Annotated in this window: 11 protein-coding genes; all 11 read right to left on the bottom strand. The window is 69.8% G+C overall.

The annotated features are described in order from the left end of the window. Positions 1 to 165 precede the first annotated feature (165 nt). The gene (locus MYSTI_RS03475) at positions 166 to 2,538 is read right to left on the bottom strand and encodes a sensor histidine kinase (RefSeq protein WP_044278602.1); all 2,373 of its coding nucleotides are present in this window, start codon (positions 2,536 to 2,538) and stop codon (positions 166 to 168) included. A gap of 201 nt (positions 2,539 to 2,739) precedes the next feature. Beyond that, the gene (locus MYSTI_RS03470) at positions 2,740 to 3,660 is read right to left on the bottom strand and encodes an aldo/keto reductase (RefSeq protein WP_015346311.1); all 921 of its coding nucleotides are present in this window, start codon (positions 3,658 to 3,660) and stop codon (positions 2,740 to 2,742) included. 58 nt (positions 3,661 to 3,718) lie between these two features. Beyond that, positions 3,719 to 4,888 carry an alkaline phosphatase PhoX gene (locus tag MYSTI_RS03465; RefSeq protein WP_015346310.1) on the bottom strand — a complete coding sequence of 390 codons (1,170 nt, stop codon included), beginning with the start codon at positions 4,886 to 4,888 and terminating at the stop codon, positions 3,719 to 3,721. 89 nt (positions 4,889 to 4,977) lie between these two features. After that, positions 4,978 to 5,244: a DUF5985 family protein gene (locus MYSTI_RS03460; protein WP_015346309.1), complete on the bottom strand. Its 267-nt coding sequence runs from the start codon at positions 5,242 to 5,244 to the stop codon at positions 4,978 to 4,980. Positions 5,245 to 5,257: 13 nt separating this feature from the next. Then, entirely contained in the window at positions 5,258 to 5,518 is a 261-nt protein-coding gene (locus MYSTI_RS03455) for a DUF5985 family protein (RefSeq protein ID WP_015346308.1), read from the bottom strand. Next, positions 5,511 to 5,915: a hypothetical protein gene (locus tag MYSTI_RS03450; RefSeq protein ID WP_015346307.1), complete on the bottom strand. Its 405-nt coding sequence runs from the start codon at positions 5,913 to 5,915 to the stop codon at positions 5,511 to 5,513. Before MYSTI_RS03450 ends, MYSTI_RS03455 begins: the two co-directional genes overlap by 8 nt. Before the next feature lie 53 nt (positions 5,916 to 5,968). Next, the gene (locus tag MYSTI_RS03445; RefSeq protein ID WP_015346306.1) at positions 5,969 to 11,071 is read right to left on the bottom strand and encodes a HAMP domain-containing protein; all 5,103 of its coding nucleotides are present in this window, start codon (positions 11,069 to 11,071) and stop codon (positions 5,969 to 5,971) included. A gap of 190 nt (positions 11,072 to 11,261) precedes the next feature. After that, a complete protein-coding gene (locus MYSTI_RS03440; RefSeq protein ID WP_015346305.1) occupies positions 11,262 to 12,083 on the bottom strand; it encodes a hypothetical protein in 822 nt (273 codons plus the stop codon). Positions 12,084 to 12,107: 24 nt separating this feature from the next. Next, entirely contained in the window at positions 12,108 to 12,482 is a 375-nt protein-coding gene (locus MYSTI_RS03435) for a response regulator (RefSeq protein ID WP_015346304.1), read from the bottom strand. A gap of 214 nt (positions 12,483 to 12,696) precedes the next feature. Then, positions 12,697 to 13,308, bottom strand: coding sequence for a hypothetical protein (locus MYSTI_RS03430; RefSeq protein WP_015346303.1), 612 nt, complete (start codon positions 13,306 to 13,308; stop codon positions 12,697 to 12,699). Beyond that, positions 13,305 to 13,880 (bottom strand): RNA polymerase sigma factor, encoded by a 576-nt coding sequence (locus MYSTI_RS03425; protein WP_015346302.1) that lies wholly within the window; start codon positions 13,878 to 13,880, stop codon positions 13,305 to 13,307. Before MYSTI_RS03425 ends, MYSTI_RS03430 begins: the two co-directional genes overlap by 4 nt. Positions 13,881 to 13,902: the final 22 nt, after the last annotated feature.

The raw sequence follows: 13,902 nt of genomic DNA, 5'->3' as shown, positions 1-13,902 counted from the left end.
CCAGGTCCAGATGTCCGACGGGCGTCGAGCGCCACGCGAGGCCTACCACCTCACGAGGAAGACCCGTGCCCTCGAAGCTCGGCCACCGGATTCACGATGCGTGGAGCACTCTCAACGGAGTGAGTCAGCGTGAGCCATGATGCGACAGCGTGATGAAAACATTCCTCACGTGGGCGCGCGTGGCAGGTGCACGGTGAAGACAGAGCCCTCACCTTCGCGGCTCTGCACGTCGATGCGGCCCCCCATGGCCTCGACAATCTGGCGGCTGATGTAGAGCCCCAGGCCCAGGCCCCCGTAGTGGCGCTCCGACACCGCGCGCTCGAAGCGGCCGAACAGGCGCGGCAGGTCCGTGGCGGCGATGCCGATTCCCTCGTCGCGCACGGACAACCGCACCAGCTCGCGGTCAATCTCCGTCGCGGAGACCTGCACGGGACGACCCGCGCCGTACTTGGCCGCGTTGGTGAGGAGGTTGACGAGCACCTGGTCCAGCCGCAGCGCGTCCCAGCGGCCCAGCAGGGGCTCCGGGATGTCCACGCGCACCACGCACCCGGCCACGGTGAAGACCTCCTCCATCCGCTCCACCGCGTCGCGCACCGCCTGCCCCAGGTCCACCTCCGTGGGCTCCATGGTCAACCGCCCCAGGGAGACACGGCTCACGTCCAGGAGGTGGTCCACCAGCGAGGCCAGCCGCTGCACCTGTCGCATCGCCGTCGACAGACGCGGGACGACCCGCGCGCGCGACTCCGGCCCCAGCGCCCGGTCGATGAGACCGTGTTGCAGCTTGAGACTGGTCAGCGGTGTCTTCAATTCATGGCTCGCCACGGACAGGAACTCGTCGCGCAGCCGCACCGCCGCCTGCGCGTCGCGATACAGAGACGCATTCTCCAGCGCCACCGCCACGCGCCGCGCCAGCTCCTCCATCATCGCCACGTCCGACATGGCCAGCGGACGCTGCGGCAAGGACGTGCCCAGCGTGATGACGCCCAGCGTGCGCCCGCGCGTGCGCACCGGCACCGCCAGCAGCGACGCGGGCCGCAGCGCCTCCAGCAGCGAGCGGTGTCCGTCGCTCGCCGCCATCCGCTCGCACAGCGCCGCGTCCACGTCCGGCACGAAGCGCGGCTCGCCCGTGACGAAGCACTCCCGGGACAGGGACAGCGCGCCCTCGCCCCCCAGCGCCTGGAGCACGGACGCATCGCGCGAGGGCTCCTGGTGCGCGGACGCCACGCACCGCAGCGAGCCATCCGGCCCCACCAGCTCCACCAGGCAGCTGGACGCGACGCTGCTCGCGGCCACCCGCGCCACGTGCTCCAGCGTCCACTCCACGTCGTCCAGGTGCTCCGCCAGCGCGCGGCTCGCCTCGAGCAGGAAGAACAGCCGCTCCTCGGCCTCCTTGCCCATCTGGAGCGCGTGGTGCAGCCGCTCCCCGCGCTCGCGCAGCGTCCCGTACAGCGCCGCGCGCTCCAGCGCCTGGGAGCACTGCTGCGCCAGCGCCTCCAGGAAGGCCCGCTCCTGCGGCGAGAAGACCCGCGGCGCGCTCCAGGCCAGCCCCACGAAGCCCAGCACGCCCTGGTCCGTCACCAGGGGCAGGACGGCGCGCGCGCCCTCTCCCATCAGCAGCAGGTCATCCACCGCGATGCCCGCGACGGGCAGCACGTCCTCCAGCCGCTGGAACCACTGCGCCTCGCGCCGCTCCGCCGTGCGCACCAGCGCCGGGACGCCCTGGATGTTGCGCCCCTCGAAGGCGTTCATCCACTCGCTCAGGTAGCCGAAGCACGACAGCAGGTGCAGACAGCCATCCGAGGACAGCTCCGCGACGGAGCCTCGCGCCGCGCCCATCGCCTGCAACCCGTCATGCACCACCACCCGCGCCACCTCCTCCGCGGTGGCGGCGCGGCACAGGGCCGCCGTCACGTTCTGCAGCCGCTCCGAGTAGGCCTGCGCCGTGCGCGCCTCCTCGTACAAGAGCGCGTTGTCCATGGACAGGCTGGCGCGGCGGGCCAGCTCCAGCGCCACCTCCAGGTCCGTGTCCCCGAAGCCCGCCCCCGCGTCCCCTCGCATCAGCGACAGGGCCCCCAGCACGCGGCCCCGCGCCAGCAGCGGGAACACGAAGCCCGACTGGAACCCGAGCCGCTGAATCACCTCCGACGGCGCGCCCTCGCGCTCGCGCGGCAGGGGCACCGGACGCCCGGTGCGCAGCGCCTCGGCGATGCCTCCGGAGGCGCTCCAGTCCACGGGCGCCACGCGAAACAGCTCATGCACCAGGGGCACCTTCTCCGGCTCCCGGTGCGCGGCGGCCACGCGCTCCAGGCTCCCCACGTCGGAGAGGATGTCCACCGCGCACCAATCCGCCAGCACGGGCACGGCCAGCTCCGCCAACCGCTGCAACACCGTGCGCCACTCCAGCGACGCACCCATCAACTCCCCCGCGCGAGACAAGAACATCAGGCGCGCGGCCTCGGCGGACTCATCGTCCGCGCGAGGGCGAGGCCCGTTCGTACCGTGAGATGTTTCAACGAGAGACGGTGGCTCGGCGGACATGGATGCGACCCATGAAGGGAGGAATGCGCCGCGCATCATGGGGACCTGAGCAAAGGACGTCCGGGACGCCACAACAATGCCGCCCCCCTCGATGGACAGGGTGACTGTCCAATGCCAGACCCGCCAGACGTTGAGTGCTTCGCGTGAGCACCGCGGCGCGTGTTTGTAGGAAATGACTCAGGACGTGGGACTCCGTCGACCTCAACCCGCGCGGGACGCCTCCGGAGGGTCCCACCACACCTTGCCCTTTCCCTGGATGGCGGCCCGCGCGCGCTCGCGCACCCGGGCCAGCTCCTCCGACGCCAGCGGACGCCACGCCTGGGCCGCGTGCAGCGCCGCGTCCTGCTCACCGGGGTGGCTCATCCCCATCAGCATGACATCCGGGTCCAGCGTCAGCGTGTAGCGCACGCACTCCTCCACGCTCAGGTGCGGCAGCGGGGCCGCCCCCGGAGGCCGCGTCTCCAACGGCCGGCCATAGCCCTCCGTGTCGCCCAGGAGCTTGCCCGCGCCGAACGTCTTGAAGGACACCACGCCCACCCCGCGCGAGCGCGCCAGCGGCAGCACGTCCCCCACGTAGCGCGGGTCCACGAAGGGCCCCAGCGGGAACATCACCACGTCGCACAAGCCGGAGCGCACCGCGGCGAGCAGCACCTCCGGGTGATGGCTGGAGATGCCTCGGAAGCGCGCCTGCCCCGCGCGCACACACGCGGCCAGTTGCGCCAGTCCTCCTCCTGGCGCGGCCAGCGCCTCCCACGCGGACAGCTCCGACACGCCATGGAAGGCGAACAGGTCCACCGCGTCGAGGCCCAGCCGGCGCAGGCTCGCCTCCACCTGCGGCGCCACCGGCGCGTCGAGCTCATCCACCTTGTCGATGAGGAAGACACCCTCGCGCCCGCCGCGCAGCGCCTCGCCCACGACCTCCTCGCTCAAGCCCTCTTCATAGGCGGGCGCGGTGTCGATGACGTTGAGCCCCGCGTCCAGCGCGCGCCGCAGCGTGGCGACCAGCGTGGCCCGAGGCACCGCGCGGTCCGCGATGTCTCCAATCCCCACGGGTGTGGCGATGAAGCCGGTGCGTCCCAGGGCACGGCGAGGCGTGAAGCGGGGAAGCGGTGCGGTGGACATGCACCTCGTTGTGCTTGAGCGCCTCCCTACCCGTCAAGGCGCGCCCTCCCGTCCCCGTTCAGCGGAAGGGGCCGGTGACTTCGAAGGTGACGCCCGCGGAGGGCGAGTTCGTCGGCCCGCGCTGGGAGCTGAAGTACAGCCGCTGACCATCCGGACTGAAGGCGGGGCCGGTGAGCTCCGAGCCCGCGTGTCCATGCACCCGGAGGAACGTCGCCACCACGCGGTGCGGAGGCGGCGTGATGAGGCAGAGGTCGCGGTTGCGCCCGTCCTCCGCGACGAAGAGGTCCCCGGAGCGCGACACCACCGCGTTGTCCCCGCCGGACAAGGGCGAGCCGGGGAACAGCGCGGCGGCGTAGATGACCTCCAGCCGCCCCGTGGAGGGCGTGTGGGCCCAGACGCGGTTGTCCCCCTTCGTCGTGAGGTAGACGACGCCGCTGTCGTACCAGCACCCCTCGCCGCCGTTGAACACCGTCGTCCGGGCCGCGACGGCGGGCTGGCGCGAGGCCGGCAGGTTCTTCGCGCACGGCACCCAGCGCACCGTGGCCAGGCCCTTCATCGCATCCCCCGTCACCGACGCCGCCTCCAGCACGCCCGACGTCAACAGCGGCCACCGCGCCGGAGTGAAGCGATACAGCCGCCCGTTGACCTGGTCCTCCGTCAGGTAGAGCCGCTGGCCGTCCGGGTCCACCGCCACCGCCTCGTGGGAGAAGCTGCCCAGCTCTCCGCGCACCACGCCCTGCGAGGGTCCGCGCGGGTCGCACTCCCACACGCGCCCCTTGGGACGCTCCTCGCAGGACAGCCACGTCCCCCAAGGCGTGGGCCCTCCGGCGCAGTTCATCTCCGTGCCGGACAGGATGGCGTGGGCCGACTCGATGGCGCCGTCGGCGCCGAAGAGCACCGCGCTGGCGCCGCCCGGACGCCACTCGCAGTTGGACACGTAGATCCACCCGCCCTCGGGCCTCGCGAAGCACGCGCCTCCATCCGGCGCGGCGTGCCACGTGTAGTCCGTGCCGGCGACGACCTCGCTCGAGCGAGCGATGATGCGCGACGAGAAGCCCGGAGGAAGGCGCAGGCCGTGGGCATCCGGCCGCGAGGAGATGGGGCCATAGGGACTGGGCCCTGGCCCGGCGGGCATCGCGTAGGCCTGCCGCCAGAAGGTGGGGCCCAGCGCCAGCGCACCTCCTCCCAGCGCGGAAAGACGAAGGAAGTCGCGACGGCGCAAGCGCATGGGTGCTCTCTCCTGTCCTCCCAGGAGAAGCATCCCTCCGCGACGTCACCATCGAACCGGACGCGGACAGGGGCGTGCGCCGTGAGACATCAGCGGCGCCGGTTCCCCCGGTTCTTGTCCCAGATGGCGTAGAGGATGATGAGGAAGCCGACAAGCCGCGCCACGTAGATGTAGTTGCGGCGCTCATCCTGCGCGTCGATGAGTCCGGACGCCGCCGACGTCAGCGCCTGCATCAGGAAGGACAGCGAGAAGAAGCCGAACAGGCGCTCGTTCGACTGCTTCCAGAAGCGCAGGAAGAACAGCGCGCAGGCCAGCCACCCCATTGCCACCGCGCCGTTGAGCATGGACCGGAGCATGGACAAGGCGACCTCAGGTGGCGTCCCAGATGAGTCCGTAGAGCAGGACGGAGACCGCGGCCAGCGTGGACAGCTGGCGGGGCATGTACAGGTCGATGGAGGGCGGCAAGAGCCCCAGGTCCACGAAGAGCAGCACGTTGCTCACCGCCAGCCCCACGAAGCACAGCCCGCTCCACAACAAGAGCCGGGACTGGGTCCGCTTCCAGGCGCGCAGCAGCAGCACCGCGCACGCCACACTCGTCAGGGCACACAGGATGTAGACCGCTTCAGCCATGGTCACCGTCCTTGTCCTTCTTGAGCACGAAGGCCTCCGCGAACCCTCGCACCTTGTCCAACGGCCGGGAGAAGATGAAGGTGATGACGCTCACGCGCCGTGCCGCGTACACCGACGCCAGCTCCGCCACCGCCTGAGCGTCTTCCGAGCTCGCCGGGCCGAAGCGATAGACGGGCACAGTCCCGCCGTCGCTCACCACCAGGCTCCTCGCGGCGAGGTCCGCGAGCCTCATGGCCGCGGAAGGTTCTGCGATGCGCAACTCCAGGCTCACCGATGACGCGGTCCACTCCCGCCCCGGCTGGGAGCGAAGCAGGAGGAGCACTTCCAGCTTCTCCAGGGAGTCGATGTGCGTCGTGATGAAGCGCTGGACCCGCGGAGGAAGTCCGGCGTCGCTCACCACTCCACCTTGCCCACCCGATTCGATGCGTCAACACAATCCGCCCGAAGTGTTCAGCTTCGAGCGGAAGGGTGTCCCTCGCCTGCCCGCTCCACATCGCGCGGAGCAGGCCCCGCCCGCCGCCCTCCCCTGGGCGCGTGCAGCCAGACGCGCAAGAGGCTCAGCAACTGGTCGATGTCCACCGGCTTGGTGATGTAGTCGGACGCGCCCGCCTCCAGGCACTTCTCGCGGTCTCCCTTCATCGCCTTCGCGGTGAGGGCGAGAATCGGCAGGTGCGCCACGCGCTCCATGCTCCGGATGGCGCGCATCGCCTGATAGCCGTCCATCTCCGGCATCATCACGTCCATCAGCACCAGCTCGATGTCCAGGTCCCGCGCCAGCAGGTCCAGCCCCTCGCGCGCGCTCTCCGCGAACGCCACCGTCATGCCGTAGCGCTCCAGCACGGTGTTGAGGGCGAAGATGTTGCGCACGTCGTCGTCCACCACCAGCACCTTGCGGTGCACGAGCAGCGGGTCCTTCTCGCGCGCCTTCTCCAGCATGCGCCGCTTGGGCTCCGGCAGGTGCTCGGGAGAGCGGTGCAGGAAGAGGCTGGTCTCCTCCAACAATCGCTCGGGGCTGCGCGCGTCCTTGACGACGATGGCCTCCGTCACGCGGCGCAGCTCCGACTCCTGCGCGCGCGTCAGCTCCCGGCCCGTGGAGACGATGATGGGGGGACCTCCCGCGCCGTGCTCCTGGCGCACCCGGCGGATGAGCTCCGTGCCGGACATGTCCGGCAGCCCCAAGTCCAACACCACGCAGTCGAAGCGGTGCTCCGCCAGCGCCAGGAGCGCCTCGGCGGCCGAGCCCACCGCCACCGTCCGCACGTCCTCGCTGCCCAGCAGGTCCACCAGGACCTGACGGTGGGTGGCGTCGTCCTCGACGATGAGCAGTCCTCGGCCCGGGCACTCCACGAAGTCGCGCAGGGAGGCGAGCGCCGCGGCGGCCGCGTCCGGGTCCGCCGCCGCGCGCAGGTGCCCCAGCGCGCCCAGCCGCAGGGAGCGCTCGCGGTGGTCCTCCTCGGACACGGTGTACACGGGAAGCGCCCGCGTCGCCGCGTCGTGCTTGAGCCTGTCCAGCACCACCCACCCCGCCAGCTCCGGCAGGTCCAGGTCCACCGCCACCGCCACGGGCCGCGTGTTGCGCGCCGCCTCCAGCGCGCCCTCCACCTCCGTGGAGACCAGCAGCTTGAAGCCCACGACTCGCGCCGCCGCGCGCAGCCTCGCCGCGGGGTCCGGCGCATGCGTCACCGCCAGGAGCACCCGGTCTCCAGGTTGGATGGAGCCGCGGTCATCCTCGATGCCCAGGAGCGCGGGCGACGGCGCCACGGGGGCCACCTCCTCGAGGTGCAGCGGAGGCAGCAGCGAGACGGCGTGGGCCAGCGACAGCGCCGCGGGCCGCGCGTCCAGCCCCGGCCGCTCCGCCCGGAAGTCCAGCGGCAGGTACAAGGTGAAGACGCTGCCCTGCCCCGGCTCGCTCTCCAGGCGGATCTCTCCGCCGAGCAGCCTCGCGATTTCGCGGCTGATGGACAGCCCCAGGCCGGTGCCGCCGTACTTGCGCGCGGTGGAGCCGTCCGCCTGCTGGAAGGCCTCGAAGATGATGTGGTGCTTGTCCTTGGGGATGCCGATGCCGGTGTCTCGCACGGAGAAGGCGACGACGGAGGGCGCGGCCGACAGCACCGGGTGGTCCGACGACCAGCCGCCTCGGGCCAGGCCGATGTGCAGCGACACCGAGCCGGACTCCGTGAACTTGAACGCGTTGGAGAGGAGGTTCTTGAGCACCTGCTGGAGCCGCTTGGCGTCTGTCTCCACCTCCCCCGCCATGTCCGGCGCCACGTCGATGTCGAAGAAGAGGCCCTTCGTGTCCGCCACCTGCCGGAAGGTGCGGTCCACGAACTCGCGCAGGTCGATGAAGCGCAGCGGCCCCACGTCCACCGCCATGGTTCCGGACTCGATCTTCGACAGGTCCAGGATGTCGTTGATGAGCTCCAGCAGGTCCGCGCCGGAGGCATGAATCGTCTTGGCGAACTCCACCTGACGTCCGGTGAGGTTGCCGTCCATGTTCTCGCTGAGCGTCTGGCTGAGGATGAGCAGGCTGTTGAGGGGCGTGCGCAGCTCGTGGCTCATGTTCGCCAGGAACTCCGACTTGTACTTGGACGTGAGGCTGAGCTGCTCGGCCTTCTCCTCCAGCGCGAGCTTGGCCTGCTCCACCTCGCCGTTCTTCCGCTCCACCTCCGTCTTCTGCTCGGAGAGCAGCTGCGCCTTCTCCTGGAGCTCCTCGTTGGTGCGGCGCAATTCCTCCTGCTGGCGCTTGAGCAGCTCCTCCGACTGCTGGAGCGAGGCTGCCTGCAGCTCCAGGCGCTTGTTCGTCTCCGTCAGCTCCTCCTGCTGCTTGCGCAGCTCATCGGTGAGCGCCTGCGACTGCTTGAGCAGCGCCTCCGTCCGCATGTTGGCGGCAATCGTGTTGAGCACGATGCCGATGGACTCCGTGAGCTGCTCCAGGAAGCCCATGTGGACGTCGCTGAAGCGGTGGAACGAGGCCAGCTCGATGACGGCCTTGATCTCCCCCTCGAAGAGCACCGGCAGCACGACGATGCTGCGAGGCACCTCCTCTCCCAGCCCCGACGAGACGCGGATGTACGAGTCCGGCACGTCGGAGAGGAGGATGGGCTCCTTCTCCAGCGCGCACTGCCCCACCAGTCCCTCGCCCAGCTTGAAGCTGTTGGAGAGCCCCTTGCGCTCCCGGTAGGCGTAGGACGCGAGCAGCTTGAGCATCTGCTCTCCGCCCTCCGCGCGGTCGGAGATGAAGAACACGCCGTGCTGCGCATCCACCAGCGGCGCCAGCTCCGAGAGGATGACCTTGGACACCGTGAGCAAGTCCCTCTGCCCCTGGAGGACGCGGGTGAACTTGGCCAGGTTCGTCTTGAGCCAGTCCTGCTCCGTGTTCTTGCGCGTGGTGTCCTTCAGGTTGCGAATCATCTCGTTGATGTTGTCCTTGAGGGCGGCCACCTCGCCCTGTGCGGACACGGTGATGAAGCGCGTGAGGTCGCCCTTGGTCACCGCCGTGGCCACCTCGGCGATGGCGCGCACCTGCGTCGTGAGGTTGGCGGCGAGCTGATTCACGTTGTCGGTGAGGTCGCGCCAGATGCCCGCCGTGCCCGGCACTCGCGCCTGTCCCCCCAGCTTCCCCTCGATGCCCACCTCGCGGGCCACCGTCGTCACCTGGTCGGCGAACACCGCCAGGGTGTCGATCATCCCGTTGATGGTGTCCGCCAGCTCGGCGATCTCCCCCTTCGCGTCCACCACCAGCTTGCGCTTCAGGTCGCCATTCGCGACGGACGTCACCACCTTGGCGATGCCTCGCACCTGCGTGGTGAGGTTGGAGGCCATGGAGTTCACGTTGTCCGTGAGGTCCTTCCACGTGCCGCCCACGCCCTTCACCTCGGCCTGGCCGCCCAGCTTTCCTTCCGTCCCCACTTCGCGCGCGACGCGTGTCACCTCCGAGGCGAACGAGTTGAGCTGGTCCACCATCGTGTTGATGGTGTTCTTCAGCTCCAGGATCTCACCCTGCACGTCCACCGTGATCTTCTTCGACAGGTCTCCGCGCGCCACCGCCGTCGTCACCTCGGCGATGTTGCGCACCTGCGCCGTGAGGTTGGAGGCCATGGAGTTCACGTTGTCCGTGAGGTCCTTCCATGTCCCGCCCACGCCGCGCACCACCGCCTGACCGCCCAGCTTTCCTTCCGTGCCCACCTCGCGCGCGACACGCGTCACCTCCGAGGCGAACGAGTTGAGCTGGTCCACCATCGTGTTGATGGTGCTCTTGAGCTCCAGGATCTCACCGCGCACGTCGACCGTGATCTTCTTCGACAGGTCTCCGTTCGCGACGGCCGTCGTCACCTCCGCGATGTTGCGCATCTGCGCCGTGAGGTTGGAGGCCATGGAGTTCACGTTGTCCGTGAGGTCCTTCCACGTCCCGCCCACGCCGCGCACCACCGCCTGACCGCCCAGCTTTCCTTCCGTGCCGACCTCGCGCGCCACACGCGTCACCTCGGAGGCGAACGAGTTGAGCTGGTCCACCATGGTGTTGATGGTGTTCTTCAGCTCCAGGATCTCGCCGCGCACGTCGACGGTGATTTTCTTCGACAGGTCTCCGTTCGCGACGGCCGTCGTCACCTCCGCGATGTTGCGCATCTGGGAGGTGAGGTTGGAGGCCATGGAGTTCACGTTGTCCGTGAGGTCCTTCCACGTGCCGCCCACGCCCTTCACCACGGCCTGACCGCCCAGCTTTCCCTCGGTGCCGACCTCGCGCGCCACGCGCGTCACTTCCGAGGCGAAGGAGGAGAGCTGGTCCACCATCGTGTTGATGGTGTTCTTCAGCTCCAGGATTTCGCCGCGCACGTCGACGGTGATCTTCTTCGACAGGTCCCCCTTGGCCACCGCCGTCGTCACCTCGGCGATGTTGCGCACCTGGGAGGTGAGGTTGGAGGCCATGGAGTTCACGTTGTCCGTGAGGTCCTTCCACGTGCCCGCCACCCCCTTCACCTTGGCCTGGCCACCCAGCTTTCCCTCGGTGCCGACCTCGCGCGCCACGCGCGTCACCTCCGAGGCGAAGGCGCCCAGCTGCTCCACCATCCCGTTCACCAGGCGCGCGGTGCGCAGGAACTCGCCCTTGAGGGGACGGCTGTCCACCTCCAGCGCCATCGTCTGGGACAAGTCCCCCTTCGCCACCGCGCCGATGACGCGCCCCATCTCCGTGGTGGGCTGCACCAGGTCCGCCACCAGCGTGTTCACCGACTCCACGCAGTGCGCCCAGGAGCCCAGCGCGCTCATCAGGTGGGCCCGCTGGGTGATGCGGCCCTCCTTGCCCACGACGCTGCCGATGCGCTCGAACTCGTGCGCCATGCGCTCGTTGAGTTCGATGATTTCATTGAGCGAGTCCGCCACCTTGCCGGCGTTGCCCACCTTGTCCACCGGCATGCGCACGGAGAAGTCGCCCTTGCGCACGGCGGTGAGCACGCGCAGGAGCTGGCGGGAGTCCAGCGTGTCGGAGTCGTCCTCCACCGGTCGACGCGGCGGACGGGCCGCGACACGGCGGGTTACATCCTTCTTCTCGGCCATGAGCAGCCTCTGGCGTGCGCGGAGTTTCCGGCTCGGAACACCTCCGTTCTCGCCCGACTCCAGGGAGGGGACAGCCCCCTCGGCCGGTGCCGATGGTGAGCATCCAACACCCAGGCGCCCCCCCGTCGGACAGCCAACACTTGCGCGCCCGCATCCCCCCGCCGGGTGAGACCCCAGGCGACCCGCGGCGTCAGTTCCGCAGACGCGGCGTGGGGGCTCGCACCAGGACCTCCATGCGCGCATCTCCCGCCACCACGCTGCTGAGGACCTCCGGCTGGTCCGGCGTCAGCCGCGCCACGGCGCGCAGCGCGGCCACCAGCACCAGCGACTCCACGGAGGACGGGATGCCCACGCCCTCCTTCCCCGTCTTCAGCGGCATGGGCAGCCGAGGCACCCGCCTGGCCGCGGCCAGCGCCTCCACCGCGTACACGGGCGACGTGTCCAGCGTGACGGCGATGGCGGGCAACTCCTGCGCGGCCTCCGGCTCGCCTCGCGCCTGCATCTCCATCAGCCGCTGGAGCGCACCCGCCTGGAAGTACAGCGCCAGCCCCGCGCGGCCGTCCTCGCCGTGGAAGACACAGCCCTCGAAGGTGTGCGCCAGCGGGCCGGAGACCGTCACCGCGAAGGGCTGGCTGTCATCCCACCGCGCCCACGGCCGCGCCTCCCAGTACTCGGTGGCCGCCTGGACGAACAACAGCGCCTTGTCGGAGCCCAGTCCGGACAGCCCTCGCTGTCCCCACGCGAGGAACGTCGCGATGGCCGCGCGCGAGGAGAGCGCCGCCGCCGGAGGCTCGCCCACTTCCAGCCCCAGCGCCGCGCCCGCCTCCGCGAGCCTCGGCTCGCACCGCACCGTCCCCAGGTCCTCCACCTCGCGAAGCAGCACGCGCAGCCCGGAGGCGTCGTCATGCTCGAAGACAGGCTGGGAGGGTTCCCCCAGGTCGGAGATCCGCAGGTACACCTGCGTGCTTCCCTGGGAGAGCGGCACGGGGCCGAGCTTGAGCAGATAGAGCATGGAGCATCCAGGAACGGCCGAGGTTCAACCCGAGAGCGCGCGCTGACCGTCCAGGGCCTTGCGTATCTGTTTCATCAACGCGGGGATGTCGAAGGGCTTCTGCAGAAACGGGATGCTCGGATACTGAGCCCGCAGGGCGCCCACGTCCACCGCGCTCATCCCCAGGAGCGACACGCCGCTCCAGCCCGGCTCCGCGCGGATGCACTCGACGAGGGCGGGCCCATCCAACACCGGCATCATCCAATCCGTGAGGACCAGGTCCGGACGCAGCTCTCCCATCCGCGCCAGGGCCTCCGCTCCGTGCGTGGCCGTCAGGACCTGGTAGCCCTCTTCCCGCAGGAGGTCCGCGAGGGCCTCGAGGATGCCCAGCTCGTCATCCACCACCAGGACCGTCTCCATACGGGCAGGCTCTGCTCCTCGTGAATCAGGGATGGCCAGCCATCCAGTTCCGCCCGTCCTCGTGGAAACCCCCGACCCGGTGGGACACCCCGCGCGCAACGACCTCGCGGTCCCGCTCACCCGTCGAGGCGTGAGCATCGCTCCCTGGACATGGCTCGATGGGGGACATGAAGCGCTCATACCGCAAAACAAAGCGGACGCACCCCTGGAGAGGTTACAGGGCCACCACGACGAAGTGTTCCTGGATGTGCCGGTTGTCTGAAGCATGAGACACCCGGAACTCGTAACGTCCTGGTTTGTCGATGAGCACTCGCAACGGAGTGGCTGAAGCACCTGTGCGCGCGGTGAACTCGTGGACGCAACGCGCTTCGTCACAGCCCACCAGCTCCAGCGACGGCAGCTCCCGCAGGTGGGGATGCGAGTCCAAGGGGGGTGACGTCTCCAGCCACACCGTGGCGGGCTCTCCAGAATGGACGTCATGCGTCCACGGCAGCTCCAGCAGGCCCGCGCCGTTGCCTGGGAGCTGGAAGGTGACCTCGCGGGCCGGGAACAGCTCCGGGCCCGAGCCGTCATTTCCACGAGGAAGGAAGAGCAGCGCCAGCGCGCCGGTGAGCACGGCGCCCGCGAGCGCCCGCGCGCCGGGCTGATGCACCCACGAGGAAGATTCCTCCCGGCGCGGCGGGGCGGCGCGGGTCCGCTCGGCGTGGGCGAGGGAGGCCTGGAGCCGGGCCCGCATCCGCGGAGAGGGCTTCTCACCCCGCAGCGCCAGCATCGCGGCGCGGAGCTCCTCCGGGAGGGCTGGTGACTTCTCATCCCCCATGCTCATGGACGACCTCCCTCACCAAGAGCTTGAGCCTGCCGGTCCACGGCGGAGAGGAACAACTCCCCCAGCCTCGCGCGGCCCCGGGAGTGTCGACTCTTCACCGTGCCAACGGGCAGCGCCAGCACGCGAGCCACCTCCTCATAGGGCAGGTCCTCCACGTCACACAGCAGCACCACGAGCCGGAACTTCTCCGGCAACGTGTGCAGGCACACGAGCAACAGCTCCGCCTCCTCGGAGCGACACAGCCGGGCCTCCGGGTCTGGCTGCTCCACGCCGCCCATGAAGAGCGAGCCCAGCACGGACGACGCGCCCTCCAGCACCGACTCCAGCAGCGAGCGGCGCCGCGCCAGGGAGCGGCGGTTCTCCAGGAACTGGTTGCGCGCGATGCCACACAGCCAGCCCAGCCTGGAGCCCGGCTCGCGGGCATCTCCGCTCAGATAGGCCCGCACCAGCGAGTCCTGGAACAGGTCCTCCGCTTCCTGACGGCCGCGGCACAGGGCGAGACAGAAACGATGCAGCCTGGGCAACAGCGGCTCCATCGCGGCCTCGAACCGCTCCTGCTCGCTTTGTTCCATTTTCGTTTCAGACACGACACCA

The organism is Myxococcus stipitatus DSM 14675, from assembly GCF_000331735.1.
GTDB classification, from domain to species: Bacteria; Myxococcota; Myxococcia; order Myxococcales; family Myxococcaceae; genus Myxococcus; species Myxococcus stipitatus.
Note: the sequence above shows the minus strand (reverse complement) of the source record. Positions and strands in the feature narration are given on the sequence as shown.

Bases quoted from the DNA above. Each gene is read 5' to 3' on its own strand.
- MYSTI_RS03475 (WP_044278602.1), bottom strand. From the start codon at position 2,538: ATGTCCGCCGAGCCACCGTCTCTCGTTGAAACATCTCACGGTACGAAC.
- MYSTI_RS03470 (WP_015346311.1), bottom strand. From the start codon at position 3,660: ATGTCCACCGCACCGCTTCCCCGCTTCACGCCTCGCCGTGCCCTGGGA.
- MYSTI_RS03465 (WP_015346310.1), bottom strand. From the start codon at position 4,888: ATGCGCTTGCGCCGTCGCGACTTCCTTCGTCTTTCCGCGCTGGGAGGA.
- MYSTI_RS03460 (WP_015346309.1), bottom strand. From the start codon at position 5,244: ATGCTCCGGTCCATGCTCAACGGCGCGGTGGCAATGGGGTGGCTGGCC.
- MYSTI_RS03455 (WP_015346308.1), bottom strand. From the start codon at position 5,518: ATGGCTGAAGCGGTCTACATCCTGTGTGCCCTGACGAGTGTGGCGTGC.
- MYSTI_RS03445 (WP_015346306.1), bottom strand. From the start codon at position 11,071: ATGGCCGAGAAGAAGGATGTAACCCGCCGTGTCGCGGCCCGTCCGCCG.
- MYSTI_RS03440 (WP_015346305.1), bottom strand. From the start codon at position 12,083: ATGCTCTATCTGCTCAAGCTCGGCCCCGTGCCGCTCTCCCAGGGAAGC.
- MYSTI_RS03435 (WP_015346304.1), bottom strand. From the start codon at position 12,482: ATGGAGACGGTCCTGGTGGTGGATGACGAGCTGGGCATCCTCGAGGCC.
- MYSTI_RS03430 (WP_015346303.1), bottom strand. From the start codon at position 13,308: ATGAGCATGGGGGATGAGAAGTCACCAGCCCTCCCGGAGGAGCTCCGC.
- MYSTI_RS03425 (WP_015346302.1), bottom strand. From the start codon at position 13,880: ATGGAACAAAGCGAGCAGGAGCGGTTCGAGGCCGCGATGGAGCCGCTG.